The 19882-nt window shown below is 69.4% G+C and carries 19 protein-coding genes and 1 pseudogene; 11 read left to right on the forward strand and 9 right to left on the reverse strand.

What is annotated here, in order from left to right; translation table 11 throughout:
* Positions 1–281: 281 nt before the first annotated feature.
* The 5 genes and pseudogenes from E1161_RS12780 to E1161_RS12800 all read left to right on the forward strand — a co-directional run.
* Positions 282–829 (forward strand): annotated as a pseudogene (locus E1161_RS12780) (aromatic ring-hydroxylating oxygenase subunit alpha); the annotation flags it as partial.
* Positions 830–1065: 236 nt separating this feature from the next.
* Complete coding sequence (locus E1161_RS12785) at positions 1066–1494, forward strand: NfeD family protein (RefSeq protein ID WP_132622956.1); 429 nt, start codon at positions 1066–1068, stop codon at positions 1492–1494.
* Between the two features lie 10 nt (positions 1495–1504).
* Positions 1505–2695 (forward strand): SPFH domain-containing protein, encoded by a 1191-nt coding sequence (locus tag E1161_RS12790; protein ID WP_132622958.1) that lies wholly within the window; start codon positions 1505–1507, stop codon positions 2693–2695.
* 95 nt (positions 2696–2790) lie between these two features.
* A complete protein-coding gene (locus E1161_RS12795) occupies positions 2791–3156 on the forward strand; it encodes a MerR family transcriptional regulator (protein ID WP_165939778.1) in 366 nt (121 codons plus the stop codon).
* 154 nt (positions 3157–3310) lie between these two features.
* Complete coding sequence (locus E1161_RS12800) at positions 3311–4789, forward strand: SulP family inorganic anion transporter (protein ID WP_132622962.1); 1479 nt, start codon at positions 3311–3313, stop codon at positions 4787–4789.
* A gap of 195 nt (positions 4790–4984) precedes the next feature.
* On the opposite strand, the gene E1161_RS12805 is transcribed toward E1161_RS12800, so the two are convergent.
* Both E1161_RS12805 and E1161_RS12810 read right to left on the reverse strand, forming a co-directional pair.
* Complete coding sequence (locus E1161_RS12805; RefSeq protein WP_132622964.1) at positions 4985–6421, reverse strand: M20/M25/M40 family metallo-hydrolase; 1437 nt, start codon at positions 6419–6421, stop codon at positions 4985–4987.
* Between the two features lie 88 nt (positions 6422–6509).
* Complete coding sequence (locus tag E1161_RS12810) at positions 6510–7097, reverse strand: TetR/AcrR family transcriptional regulator (RefSeq protein ID WP_132622966.1); 588 nt, start codon at positions 7095–7097, stop codon at positions 6510–6512.
* 183 nt (positions 7098–7280) lie between these two features.
* Between E1161_RS12810 and E1161_RS12815 the strand changes: the two genes are divergently transcribed.
* On the forward strand, positions 7281–8171 hold the full coding sequence (locus tag E1161_RS12815) for a poly(ethylene terephthalate) hydrolase family protein (RefSeq protein WP_132622968.1): 891 nt from the start codon (positions 7281–7283) through the stop codon (positions 8169–8171).
* 58 nt (positions 8172–8229) lie between these two features.
* On the opposite strand, the gene E1161_RS12820 is transcribed toward E1161_RS12815, so the two are convergent.
* The 5 genes from E1161_RS12820 to E1161_RS12840 all read right to left on the reverse strand — a co-directional run bounded on the left by E1161_RS12820 (position 8230) and on the right by E1161_RS12840 (position 12612).
* Positions 8230–8775, reverse strand: a complete 546-nt coding sequence (locus tag E1161_RS12820; protein WP_132623129.1) for an AAA family ATPase — start codon at positions 8773–8775, stop codon at positions 8230–8232.
* A gap of 106 nt (positions 8776–8881) precedes the next feature.
* Positions 8882–10396: a sodium:solute symporter family protein gene (locus E1161_RS12825; protein ID WP_132622970.1), complete on the reverse strand. Its 1515-nt coding sequence runs from the start codon at positions 10394–10396 to the stop codon at positions 8882–8884.
* Positions 10393–10587, reverse strand: a complete 195-nt coding sequence (locus tag E1161_RS12830; protein ID WP_132622972.1) for a hypothetical protein — start codon at positions 10585–10587, stop codon at positions 10393–10395. The genes E1161_RS12825 and E1161_RS12830 overlap by 4 nt, the downstream gene beginning before the upstream one ends.
* Before the next feature lie 163 nt (positions 10588–10750).
* The gene (locus tag E1161_RS12835) at positions 10751–11956 is read right to left on the reverse strand and encodes a CaiB/BaiF CoA transferase family protein (protein WP_132622974.1); all 1206 of its coding nucleotides are present in this window, start codon (positions 11954–11956) and stop codon (positions 10751–10753) included.
* Positions 11953–12612, reverse strand: coding sequence for a GntR family transcriptional regulator (locus tag E1161_RS12840; protein ID WP_207920216.1), 660 nt, complete (start codon positions 12610–12612; stop codon positions 11953–11955). Before E1161_RS12840 ends, E1161_RS12835 begins: the two co-directional genes overlap by 4 nt.
* A gap of 126 nt (positions 12613–12738) precedes the next feature.
* Here E1161_RS12840 and E1161_RS12845 point away from each other — a divergent pair, with 126 nt between their 5' ends.
* Positions 12739–13647, forward strand: coding sequence for a hydroxymethylglutaryl-CoA lyase (locus tag E1161_RS12845; RefSeq protein WP_235874993.1), 909 nt, complete (start codon positions 12739–12741; stop codon positions 13645–13647).
* A 73-nt stretch (positions 13648–13720) separates the two neighbouring features.
* Here E1161_RS12845 and E1161_RS12850 read toward each other — a convergent pair whose 3' ends face one another.
* Complete coding sequence (locus E1161_RS12850; protein ID WP_132622978.1) at positions 13721–14935, reverse strand: S8 family peptidase; 1215 nt, start codon at positions 14933–14935, stop codon at positions 13721–13723.
* Positions 14936–15346: 411 nt separating this feature from the next.
* Between E1161_RS12850 and E1161_RS12855 the strand changes: the two genes are divergently transcribed.
* From E1161_RS12855 to E1161_RS12870, 4 genes are all read left to right on the forward strand, one after another.
* The gene (locus E1161_RS12855) at positions 15347–16264 is read left to right on the forward strand and encodes an endonuclease/exonuclease/phosphatase family protein (RefSeq protein WP_207920217.1); all 918 of its coding nucleotides are present in this window, start codon (positions 15347–15349) and stop codon (positions 16262–16264) included.
* Positions 16265–16561: 297 nt separating this feature from the next.
* Entirely contained in the window at positions 16562–16936 is a 375-nt protein-coding gene (locus E1161_RS12860) for an ArsR/SmtB family transcription factor (protein WP_132622980.1), read from the forward strand.
* Positions 16937–17204: 268 nt separating this feature from the next.
* Positions 17205–17747 carry a thiamine pyrophosphate-binding protein gene (locus E1161_RS12865; RefSeq protein ID WP_132622982.1) on the forward strand — a complete coding sequence of 181 codons (543 nt, stop codon included), beginning with the start codon at positions 17205–17207 and terminating at the stop codon, positions 17745–17747.
* Complete coding sequence (locus E1161_RS12870) at positions 17747–18322, forward strand: thiamine pyrophosphate-dependent enzyme (RefSeq protein WP_132622984.1); 576 nt, start codon at positions 17747–17749, stop codon at positions 18320–18322. The genes E1161_RS12865 and E1161_RS12870 overlap by 1 nt, the downstream gene beginning before the upstream one ends.
* A gap of 26 nt (positions 18323–18348) precedes the next feature.
* Here the strand turns inward: E1161_RS12870 and E1161_RS12875 are convergent, their stop codons facing one another.
* A complete protein-coding gene (locus E1161_RS12875; RefSeq protein WP_132622986.1) occupies positions 18349–19710 on the reverse strand; it encodes an MFS transporter in 1362 nt (453 codons plus the stop codon).
* Between the last annotated feature and the right edge of the window lie 172 nt (positions 19711–19882).

Genomic DNA, 19882 nt, shown 5'->3' on the forward strand with positions numbered 1-19882 from the left:
CAGTGTTGCGCATTAGAGAACTATTAACACTATGCGCAACAGAGTGGAGGTCGACTCCGAGGCGCGTCAAGACGTCGAAGGAGTCGATTTCCCGTTGGTTCTCCCGGTTTGACCCACGGCAGCTCCGACCAACCGACGCCGCGGCGTCCACCTCGTGGTAATCCGCTCGAGCGTCTTGACAGCGCCCGATCCGCGCCCTCATCGTGTTGTCGATCGAGCAACGCAGTGCACATCGCGCAACAAGCCACACCCTTGCGGAACGAGCCGAGAGGCGCCCCGAGATGACCGCTGCGGAGTTGCCGCAAAGCCTGCTGGCCACTCTTCCCGGCCACCACTACACCGTTCCGTCGATCTTCGCCCTCGATCAGTCGCGGATGTTCGAGGCCGGTTGGTCCTGCGCCGTGCGCAGCGCCGACCTGAGCGAACCCGGTGCCTTCCAGACCGTGCAGGTCGGGCGGGAGAGCGTGCTCATCGCCCGCGACCGCAAGGGGAACCTCAACGCCTTCCTCGAGGTGTGCCGGCACCGGGGCGCCCGGCTGTGCACCGAGGAGGCCGGGCAGGTGCAGCGGTCGCTGCGATGCCCGTGCCACGCCTGGACCTGCGGTCTGGACGGCAGGCTCATCGCGGCGCCGAACCTCGGCGGCATGCCCGCGACGAGTACGGCCTCCACCGCGTCCACCTCCGGGAACGGCTCGGCTACGCCTGGAGTTGCCTGGCCGATGAACCGCCGTCCTCCTACGACACGGTGGTCGCCGACGTCGCCCAGCGCCTCGGCGACGCGAGCGAGCTCGACGCCTACGACATCGCCGCGCTCGATGTTCGAGCTCGACCCTGGCCGGTGCTCGCGCAGCCGGGGCGGCTCAGGGGCGGGTGCAGCAAGGGGTGGCGGACGCGGACCGCGAGGCCACCGACTCCTAGGCCGATGCCGATGAAGATGGCGCCCGGACCGGCCGCGAGCAGCCCGGGACGCAGCGAGTCCTCGTACCCATCGACGTGAACACCCTCCGTGAGGCGCCTGCTTCTCGCGGAACGCCTGATCATGCTGCTTTCTGGCATATTGGAGATGTGGTCGCGCTGTTGTGGCTCATCGCCGGCGTGGTGCTGGTCTCGGCCGAGGTCATCTCGGGTGAACTCGTGCTGCTGATGCTCGGCGTCGCCGCCCTGGGAGCGGGCGGAGCCGCCGCGCTGGGCGCACCGCTGGCCGTCGACGCCGCGGTGTTCGCCGCGCTGAGCCTGGGGCTGGTCCTGGGCGCGCGCCCGGCGCTGAAGCGACGGCTGATGCGGGGCGCCGAGCTCCGAACCAACACCGAAGCCCTGATCGGCAGGAAGGCGCTCGTCGAAACCACTGTGGACGCCGTTGGCGGCCTGGTGCTGATCGACGGGCAGAGCTGGTCGGCACGGCCGCTCGACGAGAACGAGGTGCATCGAGCGGGCGAGACGGTGACGGTCATGGACATCTCCGGAGCGACCGCCGTCGTTTCGGGCGAATTGTGAGGAGGCAGCCATGGACCCGACCGCACTGATCGTGCTGGCCGTCATCGTCCTGCTGGTCGTCGTGCTCGTGGCCAAGACCGTGCTGCTGGTGCCGCAGGCGACCGCCTCGGTGATCGAACGACTCGGCCGCTACCGGTCCGTCGCGCAGCCGGGGCTCAACCTGCTGGTGCCGTTCTTCGACCGGGTCCGCGCCCGCGTCGACCTGCGCGAGCAGGTCGTCTCCTTCCCCCCGCAACCGGTCATCACCCAGGACAACCTGACCGTGTCCATCGACACCGTCGTCTACTTCCAGGTCACCGACGCGCGCTCGGCGGTCTACGAGATCTCCAACTACATCACCGGTGTCGAGCAGCTCACCACGACGACGCTGCGCAACGTCGTCGGCGGCATGAGCCTGGAGGAGACGCTGACCTCGCGCGATTCGATCAACACGCAGCTGCGCGGCGTCCTGGACAAGGAGACCGGCCGGTGGGGGATCCGCGTCGCGCGGGTGGAGCTCAAGGCGATCGACCCGCCACCGTCCATCCAGGACTCGATGGAGAAGCAGATGCGCGCCGACCGGGAGAAGCGCGCGATGATCCTCAACGCCGAAGGAACCCGCGAATCGGCTATCAAGACCGCCGAAGGCCAGAAGCAGGCGGCGATCCTGGGCGCGGAGGGCCAGAAGCAGGCCGCCATCCTCACCGCGGAAGCCGACCGGCAGTCCAGCATCCTGCGCGCGCAGGGTGACCGCGCGAGCCAGTACCTCAAATCGCAGGGACAGGCCAAGGCCATCGAGAAGGTCTTCGCGGCGGTCAAACGAGCCAAGCCCACACCGGAACTGCTCGCCTACCAGTACCTGCAGACGCTGCCGAAGATGGCCGAGGGCGATGCCAACAAGGTGTGGCTCGTGCCCAGCGAGTTCGGCAAGTCGCTGGAGGGCTTCGCCCGGAGCCTCGGCAAGGCCGACGAGGAGGGCGTCTTCCGCTACGAACCGCCGGAGCAGACCGAGGACGCTCCCCCGGCTGAGGACGTGGAGGACTCGGTGCAGGCGTGGTTCGACACCTCCACCAACCCGGAGGTCGCCGAGGCGGTCCGCGCGGCCGAAGCCGTCGCGCGCAAGGAGGTCCCCGCCCCGGGCGAGTTCGGCACGCAGGTCCCCACGCCGCGACCGGGCATCGCGCAACGACCGGCGTCCACCTCTGATCCTGACCAGACCTGACGTCCGCTCCGGAGCGCCGCTCTGCGTACCGTGATGCCATCCGGGCGTGCTCCGGGCGATGTCGATCGAGGAGTGGTTCGGGCGTGGGTGAGCGGATGCAGATCGGCGAGGTCGCCGAGCGCACGGGGCTGTCCTTGCGCACGATCCGCTACTACGAGGAGGTCGGCCTGGTGGTGCCCAGCGCGCGCAGCCAGGGCGGTTTCCGCCTCTACACCGAACCCGACGTCGAACGGCTGGAGCTGATCAAGGGCATGAAGCCGCTGGGCTTCCAGCTCGACGAGATGCGCGATCTGCTGGTGATCCTCGACCCGGTCCCGGGGTCCCCGGAGGTCGAGGACCCGCAGCGTCGGCTGGCCGAGTTCAGCGCCGCCGCCGAGCAGTCGTGCCAGAAGCTGCGCACGAAGCTCCGGCTCGCCGAGGAGTTCGCCGCGATGCTGCGCGAGCGCATCGACCACGAGTGATCCCGGCCTCATCCGCCTCGCCAGGTGCGGGAGTTCCCGAAACTCTCATCTAACGTAACGGAAGAGTTGTCGGGCAGCGTCGCCCTCCTCCCCTGCTCTCCTCCCGCCGCGATCGGTGACGATGCGCGGCGCCTGAAACACGTCTGGTTGTCGCGTGCCCAAGCTGTCGCTGTCCCGCCCCGCATGGCTGTCGCCGAAGGTGGCCCGCACCGAGGTCCTCGGTGGCCTGGTCGTCGCGCTCGCGCTGATCCCCGAGGCGATCTCGTTCTCGATCATCGCCGGTGTCGACCCGAGCGTGGGCCTGTTCGCCTCGTTCACCATGGCGGTGGTCATCTCGATCGTCGGCGGACGACCGGCGATGATCTCGGCCGCCACGGGCGCGATCGCGCTCGTCGTGGCCCCGCTGGCCCGAGAGCACGGGATGGGCGTGCTGGTCGCCACCGTCATCCTGGGCGGGTTGTTCCAGGTGGCGCTGGGTGCGCTGGGCGTGGCGAAGCTGATGCGGTTCGTGCCGCGCAGCGTCATGGTCGGGTTCGTCAACGCGCTGGCCATCATGATCTTCATGGCCCAGGTCCCGGAGCTCATCGGCGTGCCCTGGATGGTCTACCCGCTGTTCGCGGCCGGGCTGGTCATCATGGTGCTGTTCCCGAGGCTCACCAAGGTCATCCCGGCACCGCTGGTGTCGATCGTGGCGCTGACCGCGGTGACGATCGCCGCGGGCATCGCCGTGCCCACCGTCGGCGACAAGGGCGCGCTGCCGTCCTCGCTTCCGATCCCGGGCATCCCGGACGTGCCGCTCACGCTCGACACGCTCGAGCTGATCGCTCCCTACGCCCTGGCGTTCGCGCTGGTCGGGCTGATGGAGTCGCTGATGACGGCGAAGCTCGTCGACGACATCACCGACACGCGATCGAACAAGACCCGCGAGTCCATCGGGCAGGGCATCGCCAACATCGTCACCGGCTTCTTCGGCGGCATGGGCGGATGCGCGATGATCGGCCAGACGATGATCAACGTCAAGACGGCCGGGTCCCGGACTCGGTTGTCGACGTTCCTGGCGGGCGCGTTCCTGATGGTGCTGTGCATCGCCTTCGGTCCGCTGGTCTCGCAGATCCCGATGGCGGCGCTGGTCGCGGTGATGGTGCTGGTCTCCGTCGGCACCTTCGACTGGCACAGCATCGCGCCGAAGACCCTCGAGCGGATGCCTGCGGGCGAGATCATCGTGATGCTGGTGACCGTGGCCGTGGTCGTGGCCACCGACAACCTCGCGATCGGCGTGGTCGTCGGATCGATCACCGCGATGGTCATCTTCGCCCGCCGCGTCGCCCACCTCGTCGAGGTCACCGCCGTCACCGACCCCGACGGCGGCCAGGTCGTCTACCACGTCACCGGCGAGCTGTTCTTCGCCTCCAGCAACGACCTCGTCCACCGGTTCGACTACGCGACCGACCCCGCCGAGGTCGTCATCGACCTGACCGACGCCCACATCTGGGACGCCTCAACCGTCGCCGCCCTCGACGCCATCACCACGAGGTACGAGGCGCGCGGCAAGCGGGTCAGCATCGTGGGCCTCAACGAGCGCAGTGCCGCCATGCACGACCGCCTCACCGGAGAACTCACCGGAAGCCACTGAGGAGCGGTGGATCAACCTCGTCTACGGAGCGGTGGCGGCGAAGCTCTGACCCGCCCGACCCTCCCGGAGACCGCCGGACCGTTGCCCACGTCCGCGCACCACCGGGCCGGTTCCGGTCCGAACCGTCCCTGGTCAACGTCTGCTCCGCCCGGACGATTCGGGCCAGGACGGCCACCTGGCGACCCCGACGCCGGGCTAGTCCCGCTGGGGTCGGGGGAACGTCACCGGGCTGCGGTGGCCGTCGGTGTCGATCGCGCGCACGCCGAAGAAGACGTTGTCCTTGGACAGGTCGACCACCGCGGTCGTGACGTCGCCGACGTCGATGCGGTGCGTCCAGTCGGAGTCGGTGGTCTCGCGCCAGACGACCTCGTACCCGGCCAGGTCCGGCTCCGGGCCGCGTTCCCAGACGAGTTCGGTGTCGTTGGTGAGCTCCGCGGTGCGCACGACCACGCCGGTGGGCGCACCCGGCCCCTGCGCCAGCGACCAGATCGTGGCCAGGTTGACCTTGGCGACGCGGGCGATGTAGCCGAAGTCGCAGAACTCCGGCAGGTCCCCGTAGCGGACACCGCCCTCCTCCCGCACGTCCTGGTGCTGGTGCCGGAAGTCCTCGTTCGTCTCGGTGAAGCGCGCTGCGGGGTAGCCCTTCTCGAGGAACCGGATGTGGTCTCCACCGCGGAGGAAGCGGTCTCGGCGGTAGATGACCCGAACATCCATCCCCGTCGCGGCGTTGGCGGCGACGTCGGTGACGAAGCGGGATAGCTGGCGCGACGGCGAATCGTTCTCGCCACCCACCGAGCGCCGGATCTCGGCCTCCTCGGGGGTTTCCGAGGTCGGCACGCCCTCGGCGAACAACCGGATGGTGTGCGGCTCCGAGGTGCCGTCGTCGGCGCGGCTGGCTCCGACGATGTCATCGGTGAACATCGCGCGCACGTCGACGCCGTCGGAGGCGAAGCGCTCGGCCATGTGGTTCGCGCCGTAGAGGCCCTGCTCCTCGGCGGCCACAGCAGCTAGGACCACTGTGGACTCGATCGGCTCCTCGGCCAGCAATCGCGCCAGTTCGAGCACGACCGCCACGCCGGAGGCGTCGTCGTCAGCGCCGGGCGCATCGCTGACGGCGTCCATGACATCGGTGGCGCGGGAGTCGTAGTGCCCGCTGACCACGTGCACCCGGTCCGGGTCGGTGGTGCCGCGGATGGTGGCGACCACGTTGGTGATCCGGGTGGTGACCGGGATGCGGTCGGCGGGCTCCTGGTCGTAGGACTGCAGCTCGACGGTCATCCTCCCGCCGGAACGGGCGGCGCAGGCTCGCATCTCGGCGAACAACCAGTCGCGCGCGGCTCCGATCCCGCGCTGCGGGTCGTCCTGGCTGGACAGGGTGTGCCGCGTTCCGAAGCTCACCAGCTCGCGCACCACGTCCTCGATCCGCCGCTCGTCGACCCGTGCGAGCAGCGCGCGCAGCCGCGCGTCGGGCTCCTGCGGGGAGATCGGTTCACCGGGCGGCAGCGCTGCGCCTCCGATCGGCCGCAGGTCCGCGGCCCCGGCGGTGCCGGTGAGCACGACGGCGCCGGTGATGCCGGCGGATGCGGACAGGAAGGCGCGACGGCTGTGACCAGCACCCGATGTGAGACCCATGCACAGAGTTCTACGTGTCCGCACGAACCGGGAGAAGCGGCCGAAGAGATCGCCTCGTGCGGCCGAACGGAGCACGCCGCACGGAAGTTCAGCTGAAGGCGTTGAGGGCGCGCCGCTGGACGTCCGCGGCGAAGTCGTCGAATGCGGCTGCGACGCGCTGCTCGTCCCCGGTGGCGAGCAGGTCGACGAGCAGTCCGCGCAAGGTCGACATCAGCGAGGTCGCCACGGCCTGCGCCTCCGATTCCGGGCAGCCGTAGCGGACCAGCCCGGCGGCGATGAGGTCGTTGCGCTGCCGCATCGAGGCCGCGACAGCCGTGGCCAGCGCGGGGTCGCCGTACATGGCGCGGCCGGTGATCGCGACGAACAGCCGGACGTACCTGCGACCGCTCTCGCTGGTGGCCCGGCGCCAGATCGCCCTCAGCGGATCGGGGTCGTCACGCGGCATGTCCGGCAGCGACAGCGTTTCGGCCAGCACCCGGTCGACGATCTCGGCGACGAGCCGGTCCTTGGACGCGAAGTGGTGGACCAGCGTCGCGTGGCTGACCCCGACGGACTGGGCGACCTTGCGCAGCGACAGGTCGTCGAGGCCCTCCTCCAGCGCGTGTTCCGTCGCGGCGGCGAGCACTTCGCCGCGACGGTGCTGGAAGCGCAGCTTCCGTCCGTCGACCCGTTCCATGACGCCAGAGTACTGGCCCGAAAGGTTGATTGACCAATTGGTAGAGCTACTTTAGGGTCGATCGCGTTCCGGAACTCTTGCTCGTGTGCCGAACGCGTTCCGACGGTCGTGCGGCCTGAGGAACTTCGCGAGGACCCATCCGGTGCGCCCGCTCGAAGGGCGCCTCCCCAAGAGGACGAATGCATGGAATTCACACGTTCCACCGGTCCCCTTTCCCGATTCCGCCGATTACTGGTCGTTTCCACGGCCGTGCTCGGGCTGGTCAGCGGCAGCGTCGCGCTGGCCCAGGCGGCCGAACCCGCCGACGTGCACGGTCCCGACCCGACCGAGGAGAGCATCACCGCCCCGCGCGGACCGTTCGAGGTCGACGAGGAATCCGTGTCGCGCTTGAGCGTCACCGGTTTCGGCGGCGGGACGATCTACTACCCGACCGACAACACCGACGGGCTGTTCTCCGCGGTGTCGGTCTCCCCCGGCTACACCGGGACGCAGGACTCCATCTCGTGGCTCGGCCCGAGGCTCGCGTCGCAGGGCTTCGTGGTGTTCACGATCGACACCAACTCCCCCTACGACCAGCCCGATTCCCGCGCCCGGCAGCTGCAGGCGTCGCTGGACTACCTCATCAACGACAGCAGCGTGAAGGACCTCATCGACCCGGCCCGGCTCGGCGTCATGGGCCACTCGATGGGCGGTGGCGGATCGCTGGAGGCCGCGCTGGACAACCCGGCGCTCAAGGCCGTGGTCCCGCTGACCCCGTGGCACACCACCAAGGACTTCTCCGGAGTGGGCGCGCCGACGCTGGTCATCGGCGCGCAGAACGACACGGTCGCGCCGGTTTCCCAGCACTCCAAGCCGTTCTACGAGAGCCTGCCCGACGACCCGGGCAAGGCGTACCTGGAACTGGCCGGTGCCAGTCACTTCGCGCCCAACACGGACAACACCACGATCGCGAAGTTCAGCATCTCCTGGCTCAAGCGGTTCCTCGACGACGACATCCGCTACGACCAGTTCTTGTGCCCGCCTCCGGAGGGCGACCCGGCGATCTCGGACTACCAGTCGACCTGCCCGTACTGACCCGGGCGGACAGGTGAACACCGCGGCGTCGGAACGGGGTTCCGGCGCCGCGGTGCTGTCATCTGGAGAGGATGGAGAGCAGCGCGCCGTAGGTCCGCTCGACTGCCCCTTCTTGGCTGCTCAGAACCGTCACCGCCGGGCGGCTCCGAACGACTTCCGCGAGCTGGTCGTAGGCCTGGGCCAGGAACTCGGCACCGCCTTCGCGCGCCACGATCTCCTTGACCTGCTCGTGCCAGTCCGGGTCACCGCCGCCACCACCCCGCCGGGCGAACCGCTCCACGGAACGCTGCCGGGTGTCGAGCACCATGATCTCGACGAACTCGGCGCCGCTGTCCCGCGCCACGGCCTCGAACCGCTCGATCTCGGCCGGCCGGGCCAGGTATTGCGGGAAGACCACGTCCCGCCCACCTCGCAGGTGCTCGTCGGCCATCCGCAAAGCCAACGGCCGGACGATCTCCCCGACCTCGGCGAAGTGCTCCCGCCACCCACCGATCAAACCGCGCAGCACGTCCACGTCGAGGTTGAGGACCCCCGCGTGCTCGTCCACGTACTGCCGGGCCAACGTCGACTTCCCGATCCCCGGAGGCCCGTTCAGGTGCACCATTCGAACCACGGCCCCACCCTAAGCACCGAGGGCGCACATCTCGCGCGAGATGTGCGCCCCACGCGCTCCTCGAGGGACGCGGTTGGTGCGGGCTGGCGCCGCGGGGTCAGCTCGCGGGTTGCCGGGTGGGTTCTGCTGGCAGGGGGTCTGTGTTCGGGGTTTCCCGGCGGGGGACCAGCAGGGAGCCCAGGACGCAGATCGTGATGTTGAGGCCCAGGCCGAGCAGGCCTGCCGGGATGCCGTGGAGCTTGTCGATGTCGAAGACCGTCCAGGCGCCGTAGAGCGATGCGCCCGCGAGCATTCCCCAGAACAGCGGTCCAGCGGAGAGCCTGCGCCAGTAGAGGCCCAGGATGAACGCCGGGGCGATCTGGACGATGAGCTCGAACTTGAGCACGAAGATGTTGTACAGCGTGCTCGGCGGGTTCCAGGCCAGCACCAGCAGCAGGCCGATCGCGACCACACCGGCGACCTTGCCGACCAGGACCTGCTTGCGCTCGGAGGAGTTCGGCGCGATGTAGCGGCCGTAGAGATCCCGCGAGATCACCGAGGAGAAGCTCAGCAACGCGGAATCCGCAGTGGACACGATCGCGGCCACCACACCGCCGAAGAGCAGGATCATCAGTGCGTAGAAGAACAGGTTGATGCCCGCGACCTCGTTGGCGATCATCCCGACCAGCTGCTCCGAGTCGTCCTCCGACAGGCCCGGGAACAGCCGGATCCCGACGATGCCGACCACGAACACGACGCCGGTGGTGACCAGCGGCATCCACGCCATGATCGCCAGCGACCGCTTGAGGGTGCGTTCGCTGCGGGCCGCGTAGATGCGCTGGATCGCGTGCGGGTAGACCGCCGCGCCGATGCCGATCATGATGATCATCGACAGCCAGTTCACCGAGTCCTCGCTGCTGGGAACGCCGAGCTTCTCGGGCTCGTTGTCGGCCAGGTACTGCGTCACCGCGCCCAGGTCGCCGCCGACCAGGTACAGCGCGCCGACCAGCAGCACCGCCACGCCCACCAGCAGCGCGATGCCCTGCATGACGTCGGTGAGCGCGACCGCTCGCATACCACCCGACCACGAGTAGACGAGCATGACGACGACGAAGGCGATCACGCCGATCTGGTACGGGACCGTGTTGCCGGTGAGCCCGGAGATGCCCTGGCCCATCGCCACCAGCTGCTCCAGCAGGTAGTTCGCCAGACCCCACAGCATGAGCACCGTGACCAGCAGCGACACCGGTGTGGAGCGGAAGCGGTGACGGACCCAGTCGGTGGGGGTCACGAACTTCTCGCGCTTGGCGATGACGTAGAGCCGGGGCGCGAACACCAGGTACGCGGCGATCACCGCGATCATGAACGGGACAGACTGCCACCAGGTGAAGCCGGAGCGGTAGGCCTCGGGCGCGTAGCCGACGATCGAGTTCCCGCTGTACTGCGAGGCGTAGAGGGTGAACAACAGGGCGACGAAACCGAGTCCGGACCCGCCGAGGTAGTAGCCGCGGGAGGTCTTCTGCTCCCCCTCGGGCTGGCCGCGTCCGGCGAAGTAGCCGATGACCAGCATGATGATCGCGTAGGCGGCCAGCACCAGGATTCCGCTGAGACCGGCGAAGCTCAAGCCGTTCACGCCCCACCTCCGGCTTCTTCTTCTGGCTCCTGGATGTTCCAGCGGCGCAGGCAGGTCCAACTGGTGAGCGCGGCGAACAGGAAGGTGAACAGCAGCGAGACCACCACCCAGTAGGGGATCCCGAGCACCATCGGGTGCGTGGAACCGGGCGGCAGGTAGAACGGCACCCCGGCCAGCACGATGAACGCCATGGCGCACCACAGCGATCGAATGCGGATCGGCTCGTACCTGGGTCGGTCCTGAGATCTTCGTTGATCCATCGTGGACTCCGATTCAGTTCTTCCGGTGCGGTTCTCACGCAGGTGTGCCCACCCGGCCGCGCCCGGGCGCGGCCGGACACGCGGGATCGGTCGGTCAGATGACGTTGTCGGTGCGCCAGCGGCGCAGTTGCTCCTCGTCGGCGCCGAGGAGTTGGCCGTAGACCTCGGCGTTGTGCTCGCCGAGCTCCGGGCCGAGCGAGCGGACCTCACCCGGGGTGTCGGACAGGCGTGGCACGACGTTCTGCATCGGGAACTCCCCCAGCTCGGGGTGCATCAGCCGGACGATGGCCTGCCGCGCCGCGAAGTGCGGATCGGCAGCCATGTCCGCTGCGGTGTACACCCGGCCGGCCGGAACTCCCGCTTCGTGGAGCTTGTCGAGCACGTCGGTGGCGTCGAACCCGCGAGTCCAGGCGGCGATGAGCTCGTCGAGCTCCACCTGGTTCTCGCCCCGCGCGTCGTGGGTGCCGTAGCGCTCGCCGGTGGCCAGTTCCGGTTCGCCCATCAGGTCGCACAACCGCGCGAACACGGTGTCCCGGTTCGCACCGATGATGATCTCAGCGCCGTCGGCGGTCGGGTAGGCGTTGCTGGGGGCGATGCGCGGCAGCACCGATCCGGACCGTTCCCGCTGGTAGCCGGCGATTTCCCACTCCGGCAGCAGCGATTCCATGAACGCCAGGACCGCCTCGTAGATCGCGGTGTCGACGACCTGGCCCCTCCCGGTGCGGTTGCGCGCGTGCAGCGCCATCACCGCGCCCAGCGCCGAGAACGTCGCCGCCAGCGAGTCCCCGACGCTCACGCCGATGCGGCTCGGCGGGCGGTCCGGCTCTCCGGTCACGTGCCGCATGCCTCCCATGGCCTCGCCGATGGCGCCGAACCCTGCGCGAGAAGCGTACGGACCGTCCTGGCCGTAGCCGGTGACGCGGACCAGCACGAGCCGCGGGTTGATCTCCTGCAGCTCGTCGTAGCTCAGGCCCCAGCGCTCCAGCGTGCCCGGCCGGAAGTTCTCGACGAAGACATCGGCACCGGCCACGAGTTCGCGCAGGATCCGCTGCCCCTCGGTGGTGCGCAGGTTGGCGGTCACCGACTTCTTGTTCCGGGCGATCACCGGCCAGGCCAAGGACTTCCCCTCGTGCTTGACCTGCCCCCACTCCCGCATCGGGTCGCCCGCGCCCGGGTCCTCGACCTTGATGACCTCGGCTCCGAAGTCGGCCAGCAGCTGGCCGCAGAACGGGCCGGCGATGAGCGTTCCCGCCTCGATGACGCGGACGTCCGACAGCGGACCGCTCCTCTTTGCCGTCACTGGGCTTCCTCCTCTTCCGGTTCCGGGCGCAGCAGCGTCGCCCGTGCGGCCAGCACGTGCGACTGCATGACGGCGTGCGCCCAGTCGCCGTCGCCTGCCTCGATGGCGTCGGTCAGCTCGCGGTGCTGGGTGAAGCTGCGATTGAGCTCGACGGACGTGTACCGGTGGAACGTGCGGCGCACCAGCGGCACCTCGATCACCTTCGACAGCAGCTCAGGCAGCAGTCGCCGCCCGCCCGCCTGGTGGATCGCCTGGTGGAACTCCATGTTCAGCCGGGTGATCTCGTCGTGCGCCCCGTCGTCGTCGAGGCGCCCCAGCTGCTGCTCCATGGCGCCGCAGAGCTCGCGCAGCCGTGCCACGTCGGCGTCCCCGCGCAGTGCGGCGTTGCGGGCGGCGTAGCTCTCCAGCACGCTGCGCAACCCGAAGATCTCCTCGAAATCCTCCGCGCTGAGCGAGACGACCTCGGCGCCGCGGTTGGGCACCACCTGCACCAGGCCATCGGCCTGTAGCCGGCGGATGGCCTCGCGCACCGGCGTTCGACTCAGGCCGTAGTCCTCGGCGAGCTGTTCCTCGCGCAGCCGGGTCCCGGCTGGGCGCATGCCGGTGAGGATGTCCTCGCGCAGCGCCCGGTAGGCCCGGGCGGCGGCTTGTGACACGTCCCACTCCCTTTCTGGATTGTGCACAACCTAGCAATCCGATTTGGATCTGAACAGGCCTTGCGCCAGGTTGCCGGAAACCACAACATTGCTTCGCGCATGAATTGTGCACAAAAGGAGGCGATCGTGACCGCACCGCTGCCGTCCAGCATCGAGATCGTGGAGGTCGGGCCGCGCGACGGCCTGCAGAACGAGAGCACCCTGCTGCCCACGGCGACGAAGGTGGAGCTCATCGAGCGGGCGATCGCAGCAGGTGCGCGCCGGATCGAGGCCGTCTCCTTCGTGCATCCACGGCTCGTCCCGCAGATGGCCGACGCCGAGGCGGTGATGGCCGCTGCCCCGCGGCGCGACGACGTCTCCTACTCGGGGCTGGTGCTCAACCGGCGCGGTTTCGACCGCGCGCTGGGAACCGGGTTGACCGAGGTCAACGTGGTGGTCGTGGCCACCGACGAGTTCAGCGAGCGCAACCAGGGGGTCACCACCGAGGAGGGCCTGCGCACTTGGGAGGACATCGCCACGCGGGCTCACGCGGCCGGGGTGCGCGCGGTGGCCACGATCGCCGTGGCGTTCGGCTGTCCGTTCGAGGGGCCGGTGAGCAGCGATCACGTGGTCGAGCTGGCGCGCCGCATCGCCGAGGCGGGCCCGTTCGAGCTCGCCCTGGCCGACACCATCGGCGCGGGCGTGCCCACCCAGGTCGGCGAGCTGATCGGCAGGATCCGCGAGAAGACCGGCGCCCGCCTGCGCTGCCACTTCCACAACACCCGGAACACCGGCTACGCCAACGCCTTCGCGGCCGCGGCCGCCGGGGTGTCCACGTTGGACGCCAGCGTGGGCGGGATCGGCGGTTGCCCGTTCGCGCCCGACGCCACCGGCAACATCGCCACCGAGGACCTCGAACACCTGATGGCCGGCATGGGGGTGCGCACCGGCCTCGACCTGGAAGAACTGTCGCGCACGGGCACGTGGATCGGCGAGCGGCTGGGCAAGGAGGTTCCCGCGCTGCTCGGCAGGGCAGGACCGTTCCCGCGGCAGTGACCCGGCGGGTTCCCGCCCGAACCGGAAGCGCCGAGCACCCGCAACGAGGGTGCTCGGCGCTCCTGGCGCGGCTCTAGAAGCCGGAGACGTCCAGGAGCGGCTCCTGGGTTCCGTCGGGGTCCTGCGACGGCCAGGTCCAGTCCTTCGTTCCCGCTCCCAGCAAGGCGTTCTTGACCTGCTCCGGCGACGCGGTCGGGTTGGTCGCCTTGTGGAGGGCGGCGCCTCCTGCCACGTGCGGTGTGGCCATGGAGGTCCCGGAGATCGTGTTGTAGGTGCCGTTGGGCCAGGTGGAGTTGATGCAGACGCCCGGTGCGATCAGGTCGACGTCGGCGCCGAAGTTGGAGAAGTCGGCGAAGGTGTCGTCCTCGTCGTCCCGGCAGGTCGCCGGCGCACCGCCACCCGGCCGCCCGTTGAAGTCGGCCAGCGCGCTGACCGTGATGACCTCGTCGTAGGCGGCCGGCGTGCTGTCCTTGGCATCGGCGGCGTCGTTGCCCGCGGCGACCGCGAAGGTGACACCGGCCGAGACCGCGCGGCAGATGGCCTGGTGCTCGGAATCGCCGTTCCTGCGGCCGCACTGCCCGTCGTCGGTGCCCGCGCCGCCGAGGCTCATGTTGGCCACGTCGATCTGCCCGGCGTTGGCCGCGACGTAGTCGATGCCGCAGACGACGTCGGCCGTGGTGCCCACGCCCGCGTCGTTGAGGACCTTGACCGGCCAGATCCGCGCACCCGGTGCCACGCCGACGACGCCGTCGCCGTTGTCGAGCGCACCGATCGTGCCCGCGACGTGGGTGCCGTGGCCGTGCCCGTCCTCCGGCGGGAGGACCGGCAGCGTGCAGTTCTTGCCGCCCACCACGTTGAGGTCCGGGTGGTCGCTGTCCACGCCGGTGTCGATGACCGCGACGTCGACGTCGGTGCGCTGGTCGGTGCCGTCGATCCCGGCGGTCGGGCTGGCGTCGGCGTTGGCGCGGTCGACACCGGTGGGCAACGACTGCGCAGTGCTGCGCACCTGGCGCACCGGCTCGACCCAGGCCACGTCGGGATCCGCCGCGATGCGGTCGCGCGACTGCTCGCTCATCCGGCCGGAGTAGCCCTTCAGCGCCGACTGGTAGAGGTGCCCGACCTTGGCCCCGTTTTCCTTGGAATGCTTGTCCGCCTTGGCCTTCGCGTCGGTGCCGTCCTTGAGCACCACGATGTAGTCGACCTCGGGCGCGGGCGCGGCCTGCGCGGTCAGTCCCGTCGCACCCGCCAACGCGCACGCCAGCAGGATCGCCGTGGTTCGTCTTCGCATCGAAACCCCTCCGTTGATCCGACCTCTCGCCGACCACGACGGCAGCGGCATCAGCTCAAGACGACAGACCGCCCGGTCGGTACGAGCATGGCTGAAAACCATGACACGCGAGGTGAGCCATGTCCAGGTCCCGATCATCCCACGTCCAGATCCCGATCTCCCGAAACCGTTGTCGTAGTTGTTATTTCGACACCCCTCCCTCCGCTTCTCGCGAACCACCAGCACTGTTCGGCCGAAAACCGGACGTTTCCCCTCCCGATCTGTGTTCTCCCGGGGTGTGGTGGCCTTCGCACCACGTCGGGGAGGACCTCAGGTGAAGGGCCGGCGAACCCGGTGCTGCGGGGATTGCGCGCGGCGCAGCGATCTGGCGACGCTCTTCGCGTCCGGAGGATTCTGCGCGAGGAGTGCGTCGTGGTCACGTTGGGCACGTGGAACCTGGAGAACCTGTTCCGCCCGGGCAGCGACGGCGGGCCCGACTCCGACCAGGAGTACCAGGCCAAGCTGAATGCGCTGGCCGGAACCATCACCTCGATCGCGCCGGACGTGCTGGCCGTGCAGGAGGTCGGCGAGCCCGAGGCGCTCGCGGACCTTTTCGGCAAGCTCGACGGCCGGTGGCACACCGAACTCGCCGAACCCGACGGCCGCGGCATCCGCGTCGGCTTCTGCTCCCGGCACCCGCTGACCGACCTCGCGCAGGTCACCGACTTCCCCGATCAGCTCCAGCCCGTGCAGACCACCGACGACGGCGAGACAGTCCGGCAGATGAGCCGCCCGGTGCTGCGAGCCGGCGTCGAGGTCGACGGACAGCACCTGACCCTGCTGACCTGCCACCTCAAGTCGAAGCTGCTGACCTACCCGGGCGGCCGGTTCACCCCGCGCGACGAGGACGAACGCGCCCGCTACGCGGTCTACGCGCTCAACCGGCGAGCCGCAGAAGCCGCCACCGTCCGAGGCCACGCCACCCAGCTGCTCGAAGGTCGCGGCCAGCAACGGGCCGTGGTGGTCCTGGGCGACCTCAACGACACCCCTGGTGCCGCGACCACGACGCTGCTGCACGGGCCGCCTGGTTCCGAGATCGGGACGCCCGGGTTCGACCGCCCCGACCAGGGCGACGGAGCGCGGCTGTGGAACCTCGCCGCCCTGATCCCAGCCCACGAGCGGCACCCAGGACCTACAACGGCCGCCCGGAGCTCATCGACCACGTCCTCGTCAGCCACCAGCTCGTCGGCCGCATCGCGGAGGCCACCACCATCGACACCGCGGCGACGTCGATCACCGACCAGCCGCGGCAGCGGCGCAACGAGCCGGCCTCCGACCACCGCCCGGTGATCGCCCGCTTCTGAACCCTGCTCACCGCCGCAGCGGCCAGCCGCAGTTCCGGTCGCAACGTTGATCGATGTCCCTCCCACCTGGTCAGTCGGATGAGAACTGCTCGGAGCCCGCGATGAAGCCTCGCGGAACAGGCCTCTCGCCGCGGGCGACGTGCGGTCGTGGTCACCGAAGTGCGCGACTGCCGGGCCTCACGAGGTGGTGCGCGGCGTCGACCAAGGCCGGGCGCGAGAAGATCAGTGGCATGACCACGAACGATCGCCGCAGCGCGGCCCGAGTCCGCGAGGAGGGCCAACAGTGAGCAGGCCCCTCTACCAAGTCAAAGCGGACTTCTTCAAGACGCTCGGACACCCCGCCCGGATCCGCGTGCTGGAGCTGCTCAGCGAAGGCGAGCATGCGGTGTCGGAGATGCTGCCCGAGGTCGGCGTCGAGGCCGCGAACCTCTCGCAGCACCTGGCCGTGCTGCGTCGCGCCGGACTCGTGGTCACCCGCAAGGAAGGAGCGACGGTCTTCTACTCGCTGACCAGCCCGCACATCGCCGAGCTGCTGACCGTCGCGCGCCGCATCCTCACCGGGGTGCTGGCCGGACAGGCGGGCCTGCTCGAAGACCTGCGCATCGCGACGTACGAGGCCGAGTCCCGGACCAGGCGGGAGTCACCCTCCCCGGACTGAAGCCTCGGCCGCTCCACGGGGATCATCCCGGCGACGTGGAACTCGCGGCAGTGCTCCCGTTCCGCCGCGCGCCTGGCGCCACACGCGCGGGCCGAGTTCCGCCCGCGCACCCGCTGCGACCACTGCGGTGAACGCCTCGGCCCCGACTAGCTCTCGGCCGTCCGCGTCGGTTAGGTCCGCTGAGCCCGCAGGATCGGAGCCCGCTCAGCGGCTTGACGAGCCACTAGCATGACCGCTCGGTGGACGCGTGTCGACGAACGGTGGGCCTGTGACGACATCGAGCTATGCCGAGGCCGCTGCGGCGGGCATCTGGGGATCGGGAGCCGAGCGGGTCGGCTACATCCCGTCGGTGACCGTCGCGCCGGTCATCTCCGCGCTGGTCGAGACCGACGGAGGCGCGGACGGCGTCTCCCCGCACGTCACTCCGCTGTCGCGGGAGGAAGAGGCGATCGGGATCATCGGGGCGCTACCGCTGGCGGGCCGCTTCGGGGCGGTCGTCATGCAGGACAACGGTTTCGGCAACGCGCTGACCGCGCTGACGACGTTCTCGACCTCCTACCACCTGCCGTTGCTGATCTTCGCCAACACGCGCGGCGGACTCGGCGAGTACAACTCGATGATCCACTCGATCAGCCAGCACGCCCCCGCTCTGCTGCGCACCGTCGGGCTGCCGGTCTTCGAGCTGGACCGCCGCTCGTCCCCGCAGGACTGGCGGGAGGCCACCGCCGAGGCCGGCGTGCACGCGCGGATGACCTACCGCCCCGTCGTCGTCCTCGCCTCGTTCTGGAACACCGACGGGAAGGTCGCCTGATGCGCCGGATCGAAGCCCTGCGGCAGCTCGTCGAGCTCACCGAGGACCGCCCGCTGGTGGCGACCTGCGCGGCGACCAGCCGCGAACTCGCCTCGGTCGCCGACCGGGACAACCACCTGTACCTGCTGGACTCGATGGGGTTGGCCGGATCGGTCGCCACCGGGCTGGCGATGGCCGTCGAGGACTCGCCGGTGGAGAAGGTCATCGGCGTCGAGGGCGATGGGTCCCTGCTGATGAACCCGAACGTCCTCCCCACCGGCGGTTTCACCGCGCCTCGCGCGCTGCTCCTGGTCCTGCTGGACAACCGCTCCTACGGCTCCACCGCAGGGCTGCCCACCTACACCGGCCGCATCGACCTCGGCGCGATCGCCGAGGCCAGCGGGTGGACCGTCGGCCGCGCCACCGATCCCGGGACCCTGAGCACCGAGTTCAACCGACTGCTCGGCACTCCGGGCCCGGCGTTCCTGCACGTGCGCGTCGAACCGGGCAACGCCGGCGACATCCCGAAGCTGCTGGCGGACCCGGTCGCACTCACCAACCGCTTCCGGGCCTGGCTCATCGCCGAGCTCGCCTGAGCCAAGCCATGCCCGGGTCCGTTGGATCAGGTGGGGTTCGCGGCCTGTGCTGCCGCGGCTTCCAACCGGATCTTGCGCGTGGCGGGGCCGAAGACCGCCAGGGCGAGGGCGCCCACGATCCAGGTGCCCGCGATGAAGTAGAAGACGGTCATGTAGCCGTAGCCGCTGTAGAGAGCCGCGATGATCAGCGGTCCGACGGCGTTGGACAGCCGGCCCACGCCGTAGGAGATCGAGGTTCCCAGCGAGCGGCCGTTGGTGTCGTAGAGCTCGGGCGAGTAGGCGTAGGCCAGGGCCGTGTAGCCGCGCTCGAACAGGTTGACCATGAATCCGAAGACGACCACCAGCACGGGCAGGAAGGTCAACCCGTACAGCAGACCGGATCCGGCGATGATCAGCCCGAACACCACCAGGCACCACTTGCGCTCGAAGCGGTCGGTGACCTGCGCGGCCAGGAAGGACCCCAGCGGCGCGCCGACGGTGGTCAGGGCGACGAAGAAGATCGAATCCTCGACGCTGACGCCCTCGGCCGCCAGCAGCGTCGGCGCCCACGAGGAGAACCCGAAGAAACCGATCGTCTGGGTGATCCACAGCACCGACAGCAGGATCGTCGGGAACAGGAACTTCTTCTGCTTGAGCATCCGCAGGCCCGGCTTGGCGGCGGGCTCGGCCGCCACCGGCTCCTCAGCGGTGGGCAGTTCGCCGTGCTCGGCGGTGGCTCGGGACTCCAGGTCCCGCAGGACGGTCTCGGCTTCGTCGTGGCGACCGCGGGACTCCAGCCATTGCGGCGATTCCACGAGCCTGCGCAGGAACAGCAGGAAGAGCACACCCATCGCGCCCCACAGGTAGACCAGGCGCCAGGTCTGCTCGCCCATCGGCACCACGAACGAGGCGATGAGGTTGGTCGCCGGTGTGCCGCAGATGCCGATCATGATCACGTAAGCCTGGAACTTGCCGCGCTTGGCGCGCGGGAAGAGCTCGTTGAGGTAGACGACGGCGACCACGGTCATCGCGGACAGGCCTGCGCTGGTCAGAACGCGGAACACGCCCATCGACAACATGTCCCAGGCGAAGACGGTGGCCAGCGACCACACCGAGAACCACGTCGTGGTCAGCGTCAGGGTCCGCTTGCGGCCGAGCCGGTCGGCCAGTCCGCCCGCCACGATCGAGCCGATGAACATGCCCACGAACGACAGCGACGTCACGTAGGCGATGTGGCTGACGTCGGATCCCCACAGAACGCGCACCTTGGGCGCGGTGATGGCGAAGGTGTTGATGTCGGCGAATTCGAAGAAGTAGGCGAACGCCAGCGCGACGATCGTGGTCTTGTGGAACTTGGAGATCGGCAACCGGTCGAGCCGGTTGGCCGAGTTCGTAGCGGAGTGCGGCACTGCGGTCTCCTACTGAAGGCACTTGTGTGCGGTTGGACTGCGTTGCTGTGCGGGTAGCGCGTTGCTGTGCGGGAGCGGAACCGAGACGCCGTCTGGACTCCGGGCGCCACGCCTGAGGTGCCAATGCACGGCGGTGTGCAGGTTGCGAGGGGTTCTCACGCCTCGCGGCTAC

The sequence above is a fragment of the Saccharopolyspora aridisoli genome (assembly GCF_004348445.1).
GTDB lineage: Bacteria > Actinomycetota > Actinomycetes > Mycobacteriales > Pseudonocardiaceae > Saccharopolyspora > Saccharopolyspora aridisoli.